Source organism: Pseudomonas sp. KH_024_B2, from assembly GCF_057839965.1.
In genome coordinates, this window is the sequence record NZ_CM174502.1 from 1,862,813 (window position 1) to 1,882,259 (window position 19,447).

The window sequence follows — 19,447 nt, forward strand, 5'->3', positions numbered from 1 at the left end:
TTATTGAAGTGCATGTAGGAGTGAACGCGTGGACGAGCAAAAAGCCCTGCTGGTAATGCGCGACCTGGTCGATAACGGGCAACTGACCGACCCGGAAAGTGCCCGCGGCAAACTGCTGCAAATGGCCGCTCACCTGTTTCGCAACAAGGGCTACGAGCGCACCACCGTGCGTGATCTGGCCAGCGCCGTGGGCATTCAGTCCGGGAGCATTTTTCATCACTTCAAAAGCAAGGACGAAATCCTGCGCGCGGTGATGGAGGAAACCATCCGCTACAACACCGCGTTGATGCGTGCTTCGTTGGCTGAGGCGAGCAGCGTGCGCGAGCGGGTGCTGGCGCTGATCCGCTGTGAACTGCAATCGATCATGGGCGGCAGCGGCGAGGCGATGGCGGTGCTGGTGTATGAGTGGCGCTCGTTGTCCGAAGAAGGCCAGGCCCAGGTGCTGGCGTTGCGCGATATTTACGAACAGATCTGGCTGCAGGTGCTGGGTGAGGCCAAGGACGCTGGTTATATTCGAGGCGATGTCTTCATCACCCGGCGCTTTTTGACCGGTGCCTTGTCCTGGACCACCACCTGGTTTCGTGCCGAGGGCAGCATGAGCCTCGATCAATTGGCGGATGAGGCGCTGATTCTGGTGCTTGAAGACCACCAGCGGTTGTAACGCAATTAATTAAATAGGCTGCGCAACATTGTCTAAGTGGGCGAAACCGCCTAGCTTGTTGTATCGACTGTATTTCCTGAGGTGTATGGCCTTGATGTTTTCGCCAATGCGGAAGGCTTCGCGAGTTGTCCTGGTGGCGCTGGGTGCGCTTTTCATTCTGCCGACCTGGGCTGCGGACCCGGTCGAGGTCAAGGTGGGGGCTGCGCATTTCCCGCCATACACCGTTCGCCCGGAGAAAGGCGATGATACAGGCTTGCTGCCGCAGTTGGTGGAAGCCTTGAACGCAGTGCAAAAAGACTATCTGTTCAAGCTGGTGCCGACTTCGATTCCTCGACGTTTCGATGACTTCAAGGAAGGTCGGACCGACATGGCGATTTTCGAGAACCCGGACTGGGGCTGGAAGGATATCGCCCATACCACCGTCGATATGGGCCTGGAAGATGCCGAGGTTTTTGTCGCACAGCGCGAACCCGATCGTCAGCAGAACTATTTCGCTGACTTGAAGGGCAAGCGTCTGGCGTTGTATAGCGGTTATCACTACGCCTTTGCCAATTTCAATGCCGATCCCAAGTTCCTCGCCGAAAACTACAAAGCGACGCTGACCTATTCCCACGACAGTAACCTGCTGATGGTCCTGCGCAACAGGGCGGACGTTGCGCTGGTGACGCGTTCGTATTTGAGCGACTACCTGCTGCGCAATGACAAAGTGGCGGATCAGTTGCTGGTGTCCCAGCGTATTGATCAGGTGTATCACCACTACGCGCTGATTCGACCGCAAGCTGCGATTACCGGTGAGGCGTTTGGCAAGCTGCTTCAGCGTCTGCGGGAAAACGGCCAGATGCTGAAGATTTTCGAACCGTACAGGATCGCCGTCGTGCCGGTGCCGAAAACCTGAAATAGCGCCCGCTGATTGCGTTGCATCGCCTCCTGCTCGCGACCCGGAATGTCAGCGCCTGACCTGGCACCTTGATGGGCAGCCCTCTGAGGCGTTGTGCAGCACGGTGGAAGAACTGGCGGGCTACATCGACGGGCTTGCCGCAACCGACATGAGCGAAGAGAAGATAGATCGATTGAATGATCCGATGGCGGAGCTGGAGGGTTGTAAGAACGGTTGAAAGATTGCGGGTGACTGCACTGGCCTCTTCGCGGGCAAGCCCGCGAAGGCGTCCGCTCAGGCGACACAGATCGTCACTTCGGCCCCAGAATCTTCACCAGCTTGTCCGGCGACGGCGCGCCTTGCTGTTGTTGCAACTCGCCCTTGTCGTCCATGTAAAAAATCGCCGGGGTCGCTGACAGTTCCAGGTCTTCCATCAACTGCATGTTGGCGGCGAGCTTGGCCTGGATCTCGGCGGGGATGGTGGTCAGTGGTTTCAGTGCACTGCCCTGGCCGGATTTCTCGTGGTCTTCCAGGGCTTTCTGCGGGTCTTTACTGGCCAACAGTGCAGCGGATTTCGCCGGGCTGTCTTCGCGGATGATGCCGACCATGATGTGCCGTAGCTGGACCTTGCCGGCTTGCACCCAGGGCCTGGCCTGTTTCCAGAACATATTGCAGTAGCGGCAGTTGGGGTCGCTGAAGAGGTAGACGATGCGTGGTGCATCCTTGCTGCCATCGGCGATCCAGTTGCTGTTTTCCATTTTGGCCCAGACTTCCTTGGCCATCGGTGCATAGACCAGTTTATGCAGCGGTGCCTGACTCAAGTCGTTGCCGTCGGCGTCGAACAGGTTGCCGACCACCACATGTTTGCCGTCCGGGGTCAGGTACAAGGCCATGCCACGGTTCTGGTATTGCGCGGCATAGCCACGCAAGCCATCGGGGGCGTCGAAGCTGCCGATGATTTTTGCGCCTTTTGCTTCGATCATGCGGATTGGTGCTGGCAGCTCTTCGGCCTGAAGCAGCGGGATTTGCAGCAACGCTGCGCCCAGCGTCAGGGTCAGCAGGTGGCGGATGCGGGGCATGGCAGTTTCCTTGAAGGGGCGGCCTGCGTGGCCGACGTCGAATTCGGGTTATCAAAATTTTCCAGGGCGCGAGCCAGGCTGGCTTCGGACAGCTCACCCAAATGGCTGGCGAGCAAGCGTCCGTCGGCGCTGTAGAACAGCGTAGTCGGCAATGCCATGGAACCGACTGCCTGGCCCAAACGGCCGCCGCCATCGAACAGCACATTCGTCAGGCTCAGGCCCTGGGTGGCGAGGAAGGTGCTGACGCTTTGCATGCTTTCGGCCTGATTGACGAACAGGAAGGTCAGGTCCGGGCGTTGCTGCTGGGCGTTCTCCAGCACCGGCATTTCCCGCCGACAGGGCGGGCACCAGGTGGCCCAGAGGTTGATCACCAATGGCCTGCCCTGATAACCGGTCAGTTGCACGGTTTCACCGCTGACATTGCGCAGGGCGACGTCGGGCAGACGAGTGCCTTGCTCGTAGATATTCAGGGAAAAACTCGCCAGCAGCCAGAACAGCAACCCGCTGCCCACACCTGCGCCCAGTGGCCGCCGAAGTGCGGGCCGTCGCCAGCACCAAATCACCGCGCCGAGCAGCAGGACGATGACCCCCGGCCAGGCCAGGAAACCGCCGTCACGAAGGTCGATGATCTGCCACGGGTCATTACGGTAGTGGGGCCAGTAGGCGACGACGAACCCCACGCGAGCCGCCAACATCCCCAACAGAAACAGGCTGAACAGCACCGATTCGGGATTCTCGCCACCGCGTTTGGCGACACGCCAACCCACCAGCGTGGCCAGTGCCAGGGCACTGATCAGCAACAGATGGTTGAGCGCGATGGCAAAGGTGCCGAGGGTAAAGGTCAGCATTTAAAGGGCTTCCCGGGTGATCGTCCAGCGTTGCAGGAAAACCTCGGCATTGACTTCGCCGGTGATGCGCTGACTGCGACGTTCTTCGCCATTCGGGCCGATCCACAGCAGGCTCGGTGGCCCCGGCACCTTATAGCGACTGAGCAATTGGCGGCTGGCGGCGTTGTCGGCGGTAACGTCCAGACGCAACAGGTGCACGTCTTTCAGTGCTTCCAGTACGTGAGCTTTGGCGAATACCTGTTTTTCCATGATTTTGCACGACACGCACCAGTCAGCGTAGTAGTCCAGCAATACCCATTGACCTTGAGCCTTGGCGGTGTCCAGTTCGTATTGCAGCGCGGCAGAGTCTTTGACGGTGGTAAAGGCGTCGTGTGCCGTCGCGCCGACAACGCTGACTGAACGTGAAGCACTGTAGACCTGCAACGGTTTCCAAGGATCATCACTGCCGCCAGCGGCACCGATCAACAAAACACAGCCCCACAATCCAGACAGCACCGAACTTGCGCCGAACACATGGGCGGCGCGCCCGAAGCCACCGGTTTGCCGCCAGCCGGCATAGGCCATGACCAGCAACAACGCGCCCCACAAACCGATCCACAGCGACTCATCGAGCACCGGGCGAAGCATCAAGATGGCGGTGCCCAGGAACAGGAAGCCGAAGATCCCCTTGAGCAGGTTCATCCAGGTGCCGGGCTTGGGCAGGAAGCGATTGCCGACAGTGACCAGCAGCAACAGCGGCACACCAATGCCGATGCCCATGGCGAACAGGATCAACCCGCCATGCAGCGCATTGCCGCTCTGGGCGATATACAGCAAGGCACCGGCCAGCGGCGCGGTCATGCACGGGCCCACCAACAGGCCGGACAAGGCCCCCAGCACTCCGGCACCGATCAGGCTGCCGCCGCGACGTGTGCGGCCGATGCTCTCCAGACGATCACGCACGGCGACAGGCAGTTGCAGTTCAAAGAGGCCGAACATCGGCAAAGACAACAGCACGAACACCGCCGCGAAACTGCCCAATATCCAGGGTTGCTGCAACAGCGCCGACAGGTTGGCGCCGAGCAGAGCGGCGAGAACGCCCATCGCGGCGTACACCAGCGCCATGCTGACCACGTAACTGCTGGCCAGAACAAAACCACGCTTGGGACTGGCGCCACTACCAACGATCAAACCGGCGAGAATCGGCAACATCGGCAGTGAGCACGGGGTGAACGCCAGCAGCAGGCCCAGACCGAAAAACACCAGCAGGCTCCAGCCCAGGGCGCGTTGTTGCAGGCCGCTGGCGAGTGCTTGATCCGGTGCTTGCATTGCGTTTGCTACCGTTGTGCTGCCACCCAGATCGACGACCTCGGTTTGCGGCGGATAACACAAGCCGGCATCGGCGCAACCCTGAAAGCTGACCTTGATCTGGCCACTGGCTCCGGCCGGGATCCGTAGTTCCAGGCCTTGGCGATAAACCTGTTGTTCACCAAAGAACTCATCGCTGTGGGCCTCACCCTCAGGCAACGACGGTCTGCCGGCGTCGGCCAGACCATCGAATTTCAGGCGTTGCTGGTACAGGTAGTAGCCGTCGGCAATTTGCCAGAAGAGTTGGGTTTCACCTGACTCGAGTCGTTCGGAGGTGAACATGAAAGCTTGGCCGACCGGCAGAAAGTCAGGCTTGGTCTCGAACGGATTCGGTCCCGCCTGAGCCAGGCCCGAGATAAGCACAAAAAATAAAATAAATAGTCGACGCATGAAATAAAGCCTTAGGGCAGTGCAGTTGATGAGCACAATGTCGGGCGGCGATTAACCGGTGATTAACCCGTCTATCGCTGGCTTGCAGGACTTTTCCTGATGTTTGCAGGGGCAGGGCATAATGCCCGCTTAATCCGCTACCGTCTTAATCAATGCTTTTCTACAGGTCTCACCATGCACGTACTTGTCTGTGAAGATGATGAGCTGATCGCCAGTGGCATCGTTGCCGGCCTCACGGCCCAGGGTCTGACCGTGGAGCATGTCGCCACGGCCTCGGCTGCCCGCGCGATGCTCAAAGTCGCCGAGTTCGATGTCATGGTGCTCGACCTGGGGCTGCCGGACGAAGATGGCTTGAAGCTGCTTCAGCAGTTGCGCCATCACGGACTGGAGATTCCGGTACTGATTCTGACCGCGCGCGACTCGGTCACCGACCGCGTCGACGGTTTGCAGGCAGGCGCCGATGACTACCTGCTCAAGCCCTTCGACCTGCGCGAACTGGCCGCTCGCCTGCACACCCTGTTGCGCCGGGTCGCCGGGCGCAGCGTCAATCTGATCGAACATGGGCGCCTGACCTACAACCCCAGCAGCCGCGAAACCCAGCTCGGCGGTCAGCCGGTGGATCTGTCGCGACGCGAGCAATCGCTGTTGCAGGCATTGCTGCACAACCGCGGGCGCGTGCTGTCCAGCGAGCAGTTGAAAGACAGCGTCTACGGTTTCAACGATGAACTGGAAAGCAATGCCCTGAACGTGCATATCCACCACCTGCGGCGCAAACTCGGCAACGGTATCGTTGAAACCGTACGCGGTCTGGGCTATCGCCTGGGGCCGGCGGATGGCGGGGAGCAGTAGCCGTGATGAGTTTGCGTTTGCGCCTGAGCCTGACCCTCGGCGTGGCCTTCGCCCTGATCTGGGCCCTGGCCGCCGCCTGGATGCTCAGTGACCTGCGCAATCAGATGATGTTTTCCCTGGACCAGCGTCTGGTGGCCTCGGCGCGCATGGTCGCCGGGTTGCTGGAACAGCTGCCGGCATTGCCGAGCAAAGGCGAGGGCACGCATTTCAGTGCAGAACAACTGAGTATCCCCGGCGGTATGGCCTGTCAGGTCAGCTCCTTGCGCGGCGAGATTCTTGCCCGCAGCCACAGCACTCCCGAGAAAAAGCTGGAAGCCGAGAAAATGGGTTTCCACGATCAAATGATCGACGGCGCACGTTGGCGCAGTTTCACCCTGGCCAGGGGCGATCTGCGGATTACCACGGCGGACCGTCAGGTCGAACGTGAGGCGCTGAACCTTTCTGTACTGCTGGCAGCGTCGGTGCCGGTGGGTGTGGCGTTGCTGGGTTGTCTGTGCCTGCTCTGGCTGGGCATCGGTCAGGGCCTGGCGCCGCTGAATCGCATGCGCGATGCCTTGATGCGGCGCAGTGCCGATTCTCTCGAACCCTTGCAGATCCAGCTGCCCAGCGAGCTGCAACCTTTGCTCGAGACCCAGAATCAGCTGTTTCAGCGGATCGGTAAAACCATCGAACGCGAACGCCGTCTCACCGGTGATGCCGCCCATGAACTGCGCAGCCCGTTGACGGCGATCAAGACCCACCTGCAAGTGGCGCGGATGACCGAGGGCGCGGCACGGGATCAGTCGCTGGCCCGGGCCGAGGAAGGCGCTGATCGCTTGCATCGAACCCTTGAGCAGCTGTTGCTGCTGGCCCGTGTCGAAGGCAGCCTGTCGTTCGACGACGGTGTGCAGTGCAACGCCGAGCAGGTGGCGCGGCTGGCCATTCAGGATGCGGCCAGCGGTGATCGCCAGCGGATCAAATTGAATTTGCCCGATGATTGCTCTGCAGCACCGGTAGAAATGCCGTCCGTATTGTCGATTGCCGCCTTGCGCAACTTGTTGGATAACGCTTTGCGCCATACCCCGGGCGATGCTTCGGTCGAGCTGACGCTGGAAACCATCGGCAATCGCGTGCGTTTTCACGTGCGCGACCATGGCCCCGGCATTGCTCAGGAGGACCTGCCGCACCTGACCCAACGCTTCTGGCGCAACGGCAAGAGCACCGGTTGCGGCCTTGGTCTGGCGATTGTGCAGGCGATTGTTCAGCGCTGCGGTTGCGTGCTGCATTTCGACAGCCGACCTGACGGCCTGCGGGTCGAGCTGACCATGCCGTTGCAGCCGGTCTAATTTGTGGGTGCCTCATTCTGTGGCGATTTTCGCCGCACAAGAAATGTAACTTCTCGGCATTGGCTATCGCGGTCCGCGCGGCGTTATTGTCCTCGCAGCCTGACTCAATGGATTGAGGTTATAGCGCTATGGATGTACCGATAGAAATCTGCAAGGCCAAACCCGCCGACGCCGGGATTATCAGCCGGATACTCGAGCGTTCGATCAAGCTGGGTTGTGCGGTCGATCACCGCAATGACCCGAAAATCGTCGCCGCCTGGACTCGCAACAAAACCATCGAGCATGTGCTGCCCTGGCTGACCGACCGACGGCGATACCTGAATGTCGCACTGCTTCACGACAAACCGGTCGGGGTCGGCATGGCGCTGGATTCGGGCCGTATAACCTTCTGTTATGTCCAGCCCGAATGGTTTCGTCGCGGTGCCGGGCTGGCCCTGGTACGTGATCTCGAAGTCTGGTTGTCGGGGCTGGGATGGACACAAGTAACCCTCAGCAGTACCCGCACCAGCCTGGATTTTTATGCACGGCTGGGGTATCGACAATCGGCGCAAACCTTCATCGTCGCCGGGCTCACGGCGACGCCTATGCACAAGCCATTGGCACCTCCCTCATAGAAAGCCTAATGCCAGTCAGTTAAGAAAAGGAGTAACTATAGATGTCCTACACGAAGCTGCGTTCGCTTAACTGACTGTCATCACGTCGGCACTGCGCTCAGTCGCCCCAAACTGTTGCCGCATGTGGACCGTGCTCGTTATCCTGCTGAATCCTTTAATCGATCAACACACTGGCCGTCTGAGCCGCCCCTGGGATGTATTTTGAGAACGGATCAGATGCGATGAATACACAGTTGAATGCGTTGGGCCCGATCAAGGCCGTGATTTTCGATATGGATGGTTTGTTGCTTGATACCGAGGGGATTTACACCGAGGTCACGCAGATCATTGCCGACCGTTATGGCCGGACCTTCGACTGGAGCATCAAGCAGAACATCATCGGCCGTGGGGCGGGTGATCTGGCGCGGTATGTGGTCCAGGCGCTGGATCTGCCGATTACCGCCGAGGAGTTTCTGCGGGTGCGTGAGCCGTTGATGCGCGAACGTTTTCCGGGGGCATTGGCAATGCCGGGTGCGCAGGAACTGGTTCGACATTTGAAGGCCCATAACGTCCCGATTGCGGTGGGCACCAGTTCTTCGCGGCAGTCTTTTGCGCAGAAAACCACCTTACATGGCGACTGGTTTGCGCTGTTCGACACCATCGTCACGGCAGATGATCCGCAGGTGGGCGCTGCCAAACCGGCACCGGATATCTTCCTGACGGCTGCGCGACGTCTGGGTGTGGCGCCGCAGGATTGCCTGGTGTTCGAAGACTCGCCCTTTGGCGTCACGGCGGCAAAAGCCGCGGGGATGACGGCGATTGCAGTGCCTGACGCGGCAATGGCGGACGCAAAGTATGCCCACGCTGACCGGATTATTCGGACGCTGAAGGCGTTCCAGCCTGGGGCGTGCGGGTTGCCGGCGCTTGCGTGGGCATGATCGGGAACGGATAGTCACTGACACAGTAAAACGCCGGGCAACGTTATCAAACATTGCCCGGCGTTTTTTGTGGTTGTGAATCAGGCGCCGAAGCCACCGTCGATGGTCAGGCTGGCACCGGTGATGTAGCCGGTTTCCGGACCCGCCAGGTAAGCGACGAAGCTGGCGATCTCTTCGGCCTTGCCGTAACGACCTACCGCCATCAGCGGGATCAGGCTGTCGGCGAAATCACCGTGGGCCGGGTTCATGTCGGTGTCTACCGGGCCGGGCTGCACGTTGTTGATGGTGATGCCCCGAGGGCCGAGGTCGCGGGCCAGGCCTTTGGTCAGGCCGACCAGCGCGGCTTTGCTCATCGCATACGGACCACCACCGGCGAAGGGCATGCGGTCGGCGTTGGTGCTGCCGATATTGATGATGCGGCCGCCTTCGCTCATGTGTCTGGCGGCTTCCTGAGTGGCAATGAACACGCTGCGCACGTTGATGGCCAGGGTTTGATCGAAATCTTCCAGTTTGAAGTCTTCCAGCGGTGCGACAGCCAGCACTCCGGCGTTGTTGACCAGAATGTCCAGCCGACCAAAGGTTTCGACGGTGTTGTTGACGGCGTTGCGGATGGCGACGGCATCAGCGCTGTCGGCCTTGATCGCCAGGGCTTTACCGCCGTTCGCGGTGATGCTGTTCTGCAATTCTTCAGCCTTGGCCGTCGAGTTGACGTAGGTGAAGGCAACGGCTGCGCCTTGAGCGGCCAGACGTTTGACGATAGCGGCGCCGATGCCGCGTGAGCCGCCCTGGACTAGAGCTACTTTGCCGCTGAGGTTCTGAGTGGTCATGTCGTTCTCCAAAAGTTCAAGGCGGGCTGCCTTGTTGTTGGAGTCGAGTATCGACTTAGGATTACCGGCTGACATCAGTATTCATTAGAAAATAAAATCACTTCATTGCAGATCAAGAGGTTACGATCCGTAGGTCATTTGAAAATAAAAGAAAATGGCATTTGATTTTAAAAAAAAGAACTTTTGATCAATTGAATGTAACAATTTACAAAGAAATTTTCTTTCGTACGTTTTGCGATGGTAGGGGTTTGTTCGAATGTTGCGTTGAGGTCAAAATGCCTTCTCGGGCGCAGGCTGTGAAAAGGGTAGCACTACTCTGGCGCGATTGCTGACTCGGAATAATTTTGGAGGGAGGCGTGTAGGGATAATTTTGATATTCACAAGCGCGATGAGATTATTTTCAGACGTTCCAAAGGCAGATTGGTATAGAGGATTTCCACCATTGTTCTAAGATGCTGATTTATCCCGCGTAAATGAGTCCGTTAGAAAATGTATTGAAAAATATCGTTGTATGCTTGCAAAAGGCGCCTGAGTTGTTTGCGATTGTGTCTGGCAGTTTGGGTAACGCTAAATCGATACAGTTTCGCCTCAAAGTTGTTGGCTAGACAGTGGGTGTCACGACAGGTGTAACCCTGTTAGAGGACGGTTTTTTGCGTGTGCCCTGGCGTTGTCGCAATGTTCCCTTTCTTCTTTTGGTTTCTTCACAATTGTTTAGTAGGTCGATATCATTTTTGTTAAATAATAACTGTCTGTCTCCGTTTGAGTAAGCCAGCGTGCAGGAGGGTTGAAGTTTTAGGGTGTTTATCAGGTGAGAAGCTTTTTTTCGTCCGCAGTTCAGTGTCTTGGTTGCTTGCTCTATTGATATGTGGTGCTGCAGGTGTTGACTCATGAACTGAATATGCGTTAGTGAATAAAATGGAGCGCCATCAATGATCTCGGGTCTTATTAGGCCTGTCAGTACGAAGCGGTAATGCAGAAGTCGTCCGGTGATGTTTAGGAAGGTGGCTGCTTGGTGGGTTGTAAAGCAACATGTATTGTTTTCGGTTGCTGATTCTTCAATCAGGTTCGGTAGGGTGGGGAAGATTGGCTCGACCTGATCCAGGCTCGCATTAGAAATATTAAAAGTGTTGTGTACACGCTGTGTTGGCGGTAGCGCTATCGGGTAAAGCAGCGAAGGACTTGCCAATGCTTTTTCTAATTCCTCCTGAACGGCGTGAACTTTATGTTGTTCATAAACGTAGGGGCCTAGCTTCTTGTGGTCCGAAGAAATGCCAAGTTGATTGAGTAGGCGGACCGCTATTGTCGGTGTTGTGCTCAGTGATTTTGCTATTCTTCCGACTAGAATAAACGTATTGTTAAAACGTTCAACCGAGCGTCTGTTGATCAGTGCGGGGTATCCGCGTCCGGATTTTTTCTTTTTTGTGAGTTTTCGCAAATACCCCAGTTCTACCAACTGTAAAACCTCACCGCTGCTGCACTGGAGGAGCGCGGCAGCGTCGAGGGTGGATAAGTAGTTGGATTCAAGCGCCTCTTCTGCGGTTCTTAGAAACAGCGCGCGGTCTCCTATGCCGCGAGCCAGCCTGCAAATGGGGATGTGGCAACGGTAATAGTGCACTGCGGTGCCGTGGCGATGGGTGTTAAAGTTTTTTGAGATGAATTTTTTCTCTTCTGTCCAGTCTTTCCAGTCGCCCAATGAGGAAATAAGCTGGTCCACTGTAAATTCGACATCAGCACAGCATAGTCCGGCAATACAGTTTGCATTGAGCGTGCTTGGTTCCTTAAACGCGTCATCTGCGAGCGAGGCTAACGTCGGGTGGCTTGAGCGCCAGGGTGATAGGTGCAGTGAACGCGTGAATCCCGGGTACCTCGATAGCTGTGTGGTGAACATTTTTGATGCGTGACTTCGCACTTCATCCATTAAACAACATGCTCTTTTCTCTGCGTTAGGCTTTCTCGAATGCCAAACCGCCTCGCCCGTCAGGGCGACGCCAACCATGTTCGAGAGTACGCTGACGTCCGCGGAGGGGCCGAATGTTTCGACGTGTTTTCCGTTGAGCAGTGCGCCAATTTGGCTGGGTGTGCGCCGCCGATCGGATCCGCATTTGCAAAAAAGTAGATGAGCCGTAGTCCAGTGCTCACTCTCGTGACAGTCAGGACAGTACGTGACCATCTGTGTTCGATGAAGAGGACAAATCGCCAAAATATTTAAGTCTTGAAATACACTGATCAGCTCGTCATGCAAACATTCGGGGCAATACTTGAAGTGATGGGCAAATTGCGAACGGTGGAGCCTGAGTTCGTCGATGATCCAGCCGGCTGCGTCTGTGCTGTCCACGGTATAGGAGTTGGCCAATAACGAATGCGCAATTTGCGGCGTTGCCGTGGTGAGGGTGCTAAATAGCAACGATTGCTCCGTTAACAGATCAAGCCCGTCTTCGCTGCAAGGAACTTCCAGGGATGCGCACATGCCAGCCACATTGCCATAGCCATTATGAAGTGCGGTTCGCATCACTACCCCTTTGGGACTTTCCCAATCCCGCGGTGTTGCGACGTAACAAATCTTGTTCATCTTGCCGCTTCCGCTAATTTATTCGTTTTAGCCTTTAGAGCGTTAGTCAGCTGTTTCGGTGTCATGCGAAAATAATTTGGGCTGCAGCAGAATGCGAGGTCATCAGCAGCGCTCGAAAAATCGTTTATGGTAAGGGTGTGATCGCCTCGAGTCAGAGCAATGTAGAAGGTGTCGTGCAGCAAGTTGCTTAGTCTTCTGAAGTTTCCTTGTGTAGCCAGATACACGGCTTTGTAGTGATTGGGGTCCGTCAGGTGGGGATATTGCTTTAGTTTTCCTAATCGGATCATTTCTTGCTGCAAACCCGCGATTACGCCCAGCAGGACGGGGGTGGGTTGCGCTTCCGCTAATGGAAGAGGCTTCAGGTGGGCACGATAGGGAAAACGATCACCTAATTCCTGAACTCGGTCGATGAGGGTTTCCGCTTGAGGTGATCCTGATATTAAAAATGGGATTCCGGAGTTGTTTAGAAGTTTCATCAGCCAGTTGCATAATGAGCTTTTTGTTATGGATCTGCCTTTTTCAGCCACATGGTGGAAGTCGTCAAGGATCACCAGTTGGACTTCCATCGTAATCAGTCTCTCGATGATCAGGGTTTCCAAAGTGGTAACGCTTTGCTTGTCGTACGGGTATTCGTTGAGAGTTCTGGCCATGACCATGGACAAACTTTTTATTGTGGCGGACTCTGGTAGTTCGACATACACGCAAGGACGTATTTCCTTTACGCATTCAGGGCGTTGAGTAATTGTGATTGGCCCCAACTGCTTTTCGATCATGTGGCACAATCGGGTTTTGCCCACCCCAGTAGGGCCTATGAGCATGGCCGATGACGGATCTTTGCGGTTGTGCGTGGCGGCGAAGCATTTGGTAATGAGGCGCATGGCTTCCTGATAGTCTGGGTAGCAAACTGTGCAAGCGGCAAGCGTTTCAAGAGCCTCGTCGATATTGATCCCATTAGGGGAGATGTTCATAACCTGTCCACCCTGAACGTCGGAATATCTTCATCTCCAGACGGCCTTTCCTCCGGCACGGCGGTTTCGAGTGGGTTGTCCACAGCGGGCTTTTTGGATTTGCCGGTGCTCTTCGACTTCGCCTTGTGACGAAGCGTTCGAGAGTCCTCGTACTCTTTGGCCATGCGTTGTCGAAGCATTAATAAAGCGAGGTCAGCCTCGCTGTCATCGAACAGTCGACCCTCTGCTAGGTAGGCTTTGTGCAATTCTTCGTGTTCAGTTAGGGTCAGGCCGTTTTGATACTCGGGACGGGTAGCGTATGCCCGCTGGGGTGGACATTTTTGATCAGGATGGACGACTAAGATTTCACCGAGGTCTAAGGGGTTGTAATAGCATTTTGCCCTTTGTCCAGCCTTCAGTTTCGCTCCGATTTCTTGCAGGCCTGGGCCCCACCAGCTCAAACACAAAAATTGAACTCGTCCTGCGGCGCTGACGCAGGCGAATTCAACGCCTCGGCACAGGATGTCCAGCTCTTCTGCAGTGAATTTTTCCGGTGGCAAGCGGTTTTTCATCGCCCTTTCCCAAGCCACAGCCGGGGGCATGTTCAGTGCGCGATGTTTTTTTTGATGATAAATGTTCTCAATCCAGTCCTTGACGTATTCATTCATATTTGCTGCGGTAAAGGCCGCTTCGCCGACCGCGTCGTAGTACTGACGCTCGATAGGGGAGGTCATCGTCGTTCCCGCCTGTTGATTGCACCACAGCTCAAACGTTTCGAAAAAACGTTCGATGCGCGCCCGCGCATTAGGTGCGTAGGGCGGGCCCCGGCTAAGAATAATGCCAAGCCGATCCAGAGTGTCGCGGACTCGCGCGTTTTTGATTTCGGACCCATTATCACCACTCACTGCAATGGGTTTACCGCGCCGGCGTTCTTCTCCGGGCTCTGCTTGCACCGCCGTCTTCAGGGCGCGGATGGTTTTTTCTGCACAGGGGTAGGTTGCCGAGAGCTCCCAGCCGATCACGCTCCGCGTCTTAATCTCCAGAATGACGACCCACCAGAGGATATGTCCTAGCAGCTTGCCATCCTCATCGATGATGTTGATGTTCAGCAGGTGAGAGTCAATTTCGGCTAAATCCAGCACCTCGGCGGGCTCAGCAGTGTGTTTGCTTGAGTGGTAATGCTTTTTTACATAGTCCGAGCCGTACCGCGCTTTATCGGTGGACTGCGAGCACAACTTGGCTATCTTGCGCCGGATCGTAGACAGCGATGGACTTTTCAGCAGTAGGGTCGAGTAACCAACACGGCCGCGATTAATCAAAATGATTTGGCCGTGGATAAAACTATGAATGCTTTTTACGGTTGCAGGCGGCTGCGCGAGATAATACTGCTCAATCATTTCCTGGATGAGTTTTTCAACGTCCGGATCTAGGCGTTTACCACGCAGGGCAATACTCTGATCTTTCAATAAACAGAAACGGTCGCAATTGTGTTCTCGATAGAACTTTGACCATTTGTACACCGAGTTGTAGCAGGGCGGGGAAGGGTCGTTTGTTTCAACCGCAAGCTTGGATATCAGGGCTATGGTTGCGGCTTCGGGCAATGGCCCGCCAAATTGCTGAAGCGCAGCATTGACGTAACGGAGTTTACGCTCGGCAGCGATGACGTGGGGATTATCTGGCTCGAGAAAGGCCAAGGCTTTTGTTCCGGCTCCGGGCGAGCGCGCGACTTGCACGATGGTTTGTTTGGCCACTCCCGTCATCAGCACATCAACAGTCATGGAGAGCGTATGCAGCCGCTCCAAACTCCTGAGTGTCACCAGTTCCTCGTCGACATGAATGACCTGCATCGTCCGGCCATTGATCAGGTATTGACTGCCAACCGTAGCGGCTGAAGGTTTCTTATTCATACGGCCGACCCCGATCGACCATGAGGTCTAGCGTCAAGCGTTGGGCCAGGTCAGCGACCAAGCGTCCCGTGAACAGGTTGTAGCAGATCGTTCCAATGTCCGGCGCGTCGCGATCCTGCACCAGATCGCCCAGCGTCGCAGGCCAATCACGTTGCTGCAGGTAGTGATAGAAATACATTTGCCGTTGTTCGTTGTACGGTCGCGACCGGCTGTACAGCGCTTTCAATGTATGAAATTTGGTTGATCCAGTGATGCTCTGCTGGTCGCGGCGTTGAAGACACCACCCCTCTTGAAAGCAGAGGGCATCGAAGCTGTCTAGCTTGGCCAGACGATTCGACCGTTGTGTGCTGAAGTCGTGCTTCACCTCAGTGAAGTAACTTTCACCGTGCGTCAGTACCACAAGGAAATCCGGTGTGTAGCGATAGCTCTGACCGTCGTCCACCCAGGTAAACGTATGAGGTTGTGTGTAGTACCTGACGACCTCTGGATCGTGCTCTAACCAGATGCAGTACGCGGACTCCAGCACCGCGTCGCACTCCATCGAGTGACCATTCTTCAGCGATGGAAAATCCACGATGAAATTTTGATGTCGCCGGCGTGGCCATTGCCGTGCAGGTCCCTCATCAAGTTTCATTTCACCAGACGTGATGATCATCTGGAGTCCTCCTGTTGCACTGCTGACAGTGGTGCCTTCGCGATGGCCGATGGGCGCGCAATTCCCGTCTGCTACCCATAGACGCTCCCTGACAGGCCCATAAGCATTGCCTGAGTCGTGCTTAGGGGATTCCCACTCCCACCCAGCAGTATTGATCTTGGGAGACAGCATTCAGTGAGAGATTTTCCCCCTCGGAGCCTTGCGGCCAGATCGCCGACCGCAGGGCTTTCGGTTGTATCTCAGTGTCTGTCTACGCGCGGGCGCCGCGGCTTGGAACTCCGGTTGTCAGGCGCGGATTGGTCGTGGCGCCTGTCCGATTTGGCGACTGCCGGCGTTAAGCCATGAGCAACAATTGTCCGGCTTTGAGCATCGCTGATGGTCTGGAGAAAAAGAGCAGTACCAAGCGGTTTACCGGTTGTATCAACAACCAATACGTCAAGAGGTAACGCATGGACATACCACTGGCACACGCCTGAATGTGCGTGGGTATCCATTGCAGCTAAGGCCTGAGTGAGTACCCGATTCTGCATTTCTCCCATGTGACCGTTGAAGTCCAAAGGTTTTTTAAACCTCATAGGAGTGTTCTCACGGCTCCTGGGTTTTTGTTTGATCAACGCCCATGGCGACCAGTTCTCCCGTTTGCAGCGCTGGGTCCATTGCCACAAGGAGGTATAACTAGGAGGGCAGGGATCTTCAATTTCGCGCGCTAGCCATTGCAACTCTGCGAGGCACCGTTGCCTCGGCAGCGCACCCCGCAATGCGTCTCTAATACCCTCGACATAATGGTACTTGCGCTGCGCAGCAATCACCTGCGGGTCTTTCGAGTTTAGAAACTCTCTGATCTTGGCGCTTTTCGTCAGGGCGTTGCTGATGAGACCAGTTTTTTTCTGACGCGGCGTTGTTTGAAAGTCTGTGGGGGAAAGACACAGATAAAATTTGCTCTCCCGGTCTCTAACGGAAATCAGCCCCGGGATGGTTTTCATCCCCTGATACCGTTGACCGTCCGTGAGGTGGGCTGTCGTTACCGATACTGGCGGGAAGGCTTTGCTGCGTTCCCGAGCAGTAGCCTGGCAGCCGAAGGAGTGCGGTGGTGCGCAATGCGCGGTGAAGTCGGCGTCCCACCCGCTCCGCAGGCAATAAGCGGCTTCCAGCGCACCTTTGTACAGCATGGGGGCATGTCTATGCCGCGAAGGATCATCGATCTGCTGATACCCCGCATGGCCGTGACGGATTGAGTCCGCCGGTGCCCGCCCGCGGTTCAACCAATGGTGTTTGTTCCACATGACAGAACCCTCCTCGAGGAGAGTGAAAACGCGGTGAACGTTGAGTGCACCGCTGGAGCACTGTCTCACTCAAGTTGACAATCTCTGAGTGTTGAATGTGTTCGATGTGTAGCGCTTTAAACATGTTCGCTAACGAAAATATGCTGTGCTCTCACGTGTATTGTTTCCCGGGTGGGCCGTAATTAATACGCACACCCGGCCGATCGGTTAGTGCCCGTATTAGGGCTCTAACTCAAGACTTCTGTCGAAAAAAAAGTTTGTGCATCTGTGTAGATAAAGATGGCATGTAACGAACTGGTGCTAAGGTGGTGAACGGGGGATAGATCATCAGCCATTGCTGATAGGATATTTCTATGTTGACAAGTACTCGTGCTGCCAGCCAACAGTTCAAGGGTATGCTGATTGTGCATGCCGTCGCCGACGCTGCCAACGTCAAGCATACGTCTTCAGGGTTGGCAGGTTGGCGTGGCAACGGCTTGCCCGAGCATGAAGAGCCATGGCGCGCTGCGCTCCACGGTCGTGTACTCGGAAAGCAACGGCTGCAGGGGCCATCGCGAACCTATCCACAGTTGACGCACTGGATTGAGCATCCACTGCCCCTCGTCTTGGCACCTGAGTTGGCCAACGCACGAGCGCAGCGACAGCGCATGGACACGCTGTTCGCGAGATTTAGTGTGTCCCTCGCTGACCCGTGGGCGATCCTTGACGCGCTGCCCGTAGTATCGGACGACGTGGACCTGGCCTTGGTCATTGCTCTGGGACGCGGTGCACTGAGGCCATTCAATCCCTGGCTGGTCCAACGCTGCGCGCGCATGCTGCCGAGATTGATGGCATTGGCGTGCTGCAACCGACCTTTGTGCTTTGTGCGTTATGAGTTGTGGTCGCTAGTCTGGGAGATGTTTGGTGACGATGCGGACGAAGCTGATGTTGACCCGTGGCCGCGTACGGTGGTCGCTGTCGATGAGTCGATGATGGCCTGGCATGACTTGTCCGTTCTGGCCGTTAACAGTCATGTGATTCCGCAGGTGTATAGCCCACAACGGGCGATTTTTTCTCAACTCTTCCAAAGCTATCATCTGGAGGAACGGCAAAAGATGGTGGCAGCCATGCGCGCGCTCAAACGCCCTGGGAACTGCGCGGAGCTGCACCGCGTCGACGTGGCGATCCGCCGCGCCTTACACAAGTCGAAGCTCAAGGTTGCACCGGCGTGAGTTCCATCAGACGCTGCTTCAATCGTTCATTATCGAGCAAGGTGCTGGTGTGCGTGTGTTGCAACGCTTCGTTTCGGGCGCTCGCACGTTCTAGCTGCGAGGTGAGGCTGATGACTTGGGCATGCATCTGATCCTGGGCGTGGGTGCGTTCGGCCAATTGCTGGTTTAGGCGTTCCACTTGCCGCTCCCCGTGCTGGGTCTGCTTGCGGCTGGCCGCCAGCTCACTGGTTAAGCGTTCATTGTCCCGGTTAAGGCCAATGACCGCGTCCTGCTTGCTGTCCAGTGTCCGGGCCAACACCCGCAGCTGCTGCTCGACCTGCTGGACTTGCTGTTCCTGTTGGCGCACCAGGGTGTCGCGTTGCTCCTTGCTCGCATCGCGAAAATGCAGCAAGGACTCCCGGGCATGGGCGCTGGTCTCATTCAGGGTTTGCAGCTGGCTCTGCTTTTCGGCCAGTTGCGTGAGCAACTCCTGCACTTTGGCCTGCAGTGTCGCCGTCAGCTGCTGCTCAGCCGTCAACTGTGTGCGCAGCGCCTCGCTTTGGCTTCGTGCCTGCCCCAGTTCTGCCGTCACGCCATGTGTTTGCGTCTGCGCCTGTTCCAGCTCGCTGGTGCTTTGGGACAGACTCGCGCGCAACGCCGTCCGTTCTGCGTCAAATTGCTCACGCACCCGCGTCACCGTCACTTCGGCCTCGCCCGCCAGCTGCTCGACCAGATTGTTGACCACCGCCAGCAGCGGCGCGCTGAGGCGTTCCTGTGGGTTGAGCACGGCGGTGGTCGGCGCCAGCTGCAGCTCTTTGAGGTAGCGGGCGATGGTGGTTTTCGAGCCGGTGTTGCCGAGCTCGATGCGCACGGCGTCGATGCTGGGATGGCGCCCACGCTGAAGCAAGGCCGTGCAGGCGGCTTGCACCAGCGCCTTGTTAATCCCACCCCGGGCCATGCTCGCCCTCCCGACGATTTCGTACTGTGTCATGAGTCATGTAATTACGCGCTATCAAACCTTCCCTGGTGGTTGTTTCGCAGGTGATTGCTCACACGGGGTAAGCCGGAGTTACCCCGTGCCAGCGAATTTATTTAGCGTTTTTGCCGTTAAGCTCGGTACGGCACCGCGTATTAACCGCCCAATTGAGCTAAATAAGATGAG

The 19,447-nt window shown here is 56.5% G+C and carries 17 protein-coding genes; 7 read left to right on the forward strand and 10 right to left on the reverse strand.

Annotated features, from left to right (window positions below; translation table 11 throughout):
• Positions 1 to 28 precede the first annotated feature (28 nt).
• On the forward strand, positions 29 to 661 hold the full coding sequence (locus AC3I0A_RS08845) for a TetR/AcrR family transcriptional regulator (protein ID WP_489377310.1): 633 nt from the start codon (positions 29 to 31) through the stop codon (positions 659 to 661).
• Between the two features lie 94 nt (positions 662 to 755).
• A complete protein-coding gene (locus tag AC3I0A_RS08850) occupies positions 756 to 1,556 on the forward strand; it encodes a substrate-binding periplasmic protein (RefSeq protein WP_489377311.1) in 801 nt (266 codons plus the stop codon).
• A 293-nt stretch (positions 1,557 to 1,849) separates the two neighbouring features.
• Here AC3I0A_RS08850 and dsbG read toward each other — a convergent pair whose 3' ends face one another.
• The 3 genes from dsbG to dsbD are packed head-to-tail and all read right to left on the reverse strand — an operon-like array spanning position 1,850 to position 5,202.
• A complete protein-coding gene (dsbG, locus tag AC3I0A_RS08855) occupies positions 1,850 to 2,617 on the reverse strand; it encodes a thiol:disulfide interchange protein DsbG (RefSeq protein ID WP_489377313.1) in 768 nt (255 codons plus the stop codon).
• On the reverse strand, positions 2,593 to 3,465 hold the full coding sequence (locus AC3I0A_RS08860; RefSeq protein WP_489377315.1) for a TlpA family protein disulfide reductase: 873 nt from the start codon (positions 3,463 to 3,465) through the stop codon (positions 2,593 to 2,595). The genes dsbG and AC3I0A_RS08860 overlap by 25 nt, the downstream gene beginning before the upstream one ends.
• Entirely contained in the window at positions 3,466 to 5,202 is a 1,737-nt protein-coding gene (gene dsbD, locus AC3I0A_RS08865) for a protein-disulfide reductase DsbD (protein ID WP_489377316.1), read from the reverse strand. It abuts the gene before it with no gap.
• A gap of 174 nt (positions 5,203 to 5,376) precedes the next feature.
• Here dsbD and AC3I0A_RS08870 point away from each other — a divergent pair, with 174 nt between their 5' ends.
• From AC3I0A_RS08870 to AC3I0A_RS08885, 4 genes are all read left to right on the forward strand, one after another.
• Positions 5,377 to 6,051 (forward strand): response regulator, encoded by a 675-nt coding sequence (locus tag AC3I0A_RS08870; RefSeq protein ID WP_489377317.1) that lies wholly within the window; start codon positions 5,377 to 5,379, stop codon positions 6,049 to 6,051.
• Positions 6,052 to 6,053: 2 nt separating this feature from the next.
• Positions 6,054 to 7,376 carry an ATP-binding protein gene (locus AC3I0A_RS08875; RefSeq protein ID WP_489377319.1) on the forward strand — a complete coding sequence of 441 codons (1,323 nt, stop codon included), beginning with the start codon at positions 6,054 to 6,056 and terminating at the stop codon, positions 7,374 to 7,376.
• A gap of 128 nt (positions 7,377 to 7,504) precedes the next feature.
• A complete protein-coding gene (locus AC3I0A_RS08880) occupies positions 7,505 to 7,990 on the forward strand; it encodes a GNAT family N-acetyltransferase (protein ID WP_489377320.1) in 486 nt (161 codons plus the stop codon).
• Between the two features lie 221 nt (positions 7,991 to 8,211).
• Positions 8,212 to 8,907 carry an HAD-IA family hydrolase gene (locus AC3I0A_RS08885; RefSeq protein WP_489377321.1) on the forward strand — a complete coding sequence of 232 codons (696 nt, stop codon included), beginning with the start codon at positions 8,212 to 8,214 and terminating at the stop codon, positions 8,905 to 8,907.
• 80 nt (positions 8,908 to 8,987) lie between these two features.
• Here AC3I0A_RS08885 and AC3I0A_RS08890 read toward each other — a convergent pair whose 3' ends face one another.
• From AC3I0A_RS08890 to AC3I0A_RS08915, 6 genes are all read right to left on the reverse strand, one after another.
• Complete coding sequence (locus tag AC3I0A_RS08890) at positions 8,988 to 9,734, reverse strand: 3-oxoacyl-ACP reductase family protein (RefSeq protein ID WP_489377322.1); 747 nt, start codon at positions 9,732 to 9,734, stop codon at positions 8,988 to 8,990.
• A 601-nt stretch (positions 9,735 to 10,335) separates the two neighbouring features.
• A complete protein-coding gene (locus AC3I0A_RS08895) occupies positions 10,336 to 12,303 on the reverse strand; it encodes a hypothetical protein (protein WP_489377324.1) in 1,968 nt (655 codons plus the stop codon).
• Complete coding sequence (locus AC3I0A_RS08900; RefSeq protein ID WP_489377325.1) at positions 12,300 to 13,271, reverse strand: TniB family NTP-binding protein; 972 nt, start codon at positions 13,269 to 13,271, stop codon at positions 12,300 to 12,302. The genes AC3I0A_RS08895 and AC3I0A_RS08900 overlap by 4 nt, the downstream gene beginning before the upstream one ends.
• Positions 13,268 to 15,157, reverse strand: a complete 1,890-nt coding sequence (locus tag AC3I0A_RS08905) for a hypothetical protein (RefSeq protein ID WP_489377326.1) — start codon at positions 15,155 to 15,157, stop codon at positions 13,268 to 13,270. The genes AC3I0A_RS08900 and AC3I0A_RS08905 overlap by 4 nt, the downstream gene beginning before the upstream one ends.
• A complete protein-coding gene (locus AC3I0A_RS08910) occupies positions 15,150 to 15,812 on the reverse strand; it encodes a TnsA endonuclease N-terminal domain-containing protein (RefSeq protein WP_489377327.1) in 663 nt (220 codons plus the stop codon). Before AC3I0A_RS08910 ends, AC3I0A_RS08905 begins: the two co-directional genes overlap by 8 nt.
• A gap of 239 nt (positions 15,813 to 16,051) precedes the next feature.
• The gene (locus AC3I0A_RS08915) at positions 16,052 to 17,095 is read right to left on the reverse strand and encodes a hypothetical protein (RefSeq protein ID WP_489377328.1); all 1,044 of its coding nucleotides are present in this window, start codon (positions 17,093 to 17,095) and stop codon (positions 16,052 to 16,054) included.
• Positions 17,096 to 17,448: 353 nt separating this feature from the next.
• Here AC3I0A_RS08915 and AC3I0A_RS08920 point away from each other — a divergent pair, with 353 nt between their 5' ends.
• Positions 17,449 to 18,306, forward strand: coding sequence for a hypothetical protein (locus AC3I0A_RS08920; RefSeq protein WP_489377330.1), 858 nt, complete (start codon positions 17,449 to 17,451; stop codon positions 18,304 to 18,306).
• Here the strand turns inward: AC3I0A_RS08920 and AC3I0A_RS08925 are convergent.
• A complete protein-coding gene (locus AC3I0A_RS08925) occupies positions 18,287 to 19,243 on the reverse strand; it encodes a DNA-binding protein (protein ID WP_489377331.1) in 957 nt (318 codons plus the stop codon). The genes AC3I0A_RS08920 and AC3I0A_RS08925 overlap by 20 nt on opposite strands.
• Positions 19,244 to 19,447: the final 204 nt, after the last annotated feature.

Coding starts and splice junctions, on each gene's coding strand:
- AC3I0A_RS08850 (WP_489377311.1), top strand. CDS start 756: ATGTTTTCGCCAATGCGGAAGGCTTCGCGAGTTGTCCTGGTGGCGCTG.
- dsbG (WP_489377313.1), bottom strand. CDS start 2,617: ATGCCCCGCATCCGCCACCTGCTGACCCTGACGCTGGGCGCAGCGTTG.
- AC3I0A_RS08860 (WP_489377315.1), bottom strand. CDS start 3,465: ATGCTGACCTTTACCCTCGGCACCTTTGCCATCGCGCTCAACCATCTG.
- dsbD (WP_489377316.1), bottom strand. CDS start 5,202: ATGCGTCGACTATTTATTTTATTTTTTGTGCTTATCTCGGGCCTGGCT.
- AC3I0A_RS08870 (WP_489377317.1), top strand. CDS start 5,377: ATGCACGTACTTGTCTGTGAAGATGATGAGCTGATCGCCAGTGGCATC.
- AC3I0A_RS08880 (WP_489377320.1), top strand. CDS start 7,505: ATGGATGTACCGATAGAAATCTGCAAGGCCAAACCCGCCGACGCCGGG.
- AC3I0A_RS08885 (WP_489377321.1), top strand. CDS start 8,212: ATGAATACACAGTTGAATGCGTTGGGCCCGATCAAGGCCGTGATTTTC.
- AC3I0A_RS08890 (WP_489377322.1), bottom strand. CDS start 9,734: ATGACCACTCAGAACCTCAGCGGCAAAGTAGCTCTAGTCCAGGGCGGC.
- AC3I0A_RS08895 (WP_489377324.1), bottom strand. CDS start 12,303: ATGAACAAGATTTGTTACGTCGCAACACCGCGGGATTGGGAAAGTCCC.
- AC3I0A_RS08900 (WP_489377325.1), bottom strand. CDS start 13,271: ATGAACATCTCCCCTAATGGGATCAATATCGACGAGGCTCTTGAAACG.
- AC3I0A_RS08905 (WP_489377326.1), bottom strand. CDS start 15,157: ATGAATAAGAAACCTTCAGCCGCTACGGTTGGCAGTCAATACCTGATC.
- AC3I0A_RS08910 (WP_489377327.1), bottom strand. CDS start 15,812: ATGATCATCACGTCTGGTGAAATGAAACTTGATGAGGGACCTGCACGG.
- AC3I0A_RS08915 (WP_489377328.1), bottom strand. CDS start 17,095: ATGTGGAACAAACACCATTGGTTGAACCGCGGGCGGGCACCGGCGGAC.
- AC3I0A_RS08920 (WP_489377330.1), top strand. CDS start 17,449: ATGTTGACAAGTACTCGTGCTGCCAGCCAACAGTTCAAGGGTATGCTG.
- AC3I0A_RS08925 (WP_489377331.1), bottom strand. CDS start 19,243: ATGGCCCGGGGTGGGATTAACAAGGCGCTGGTGCAAGCCGCCTGCACG.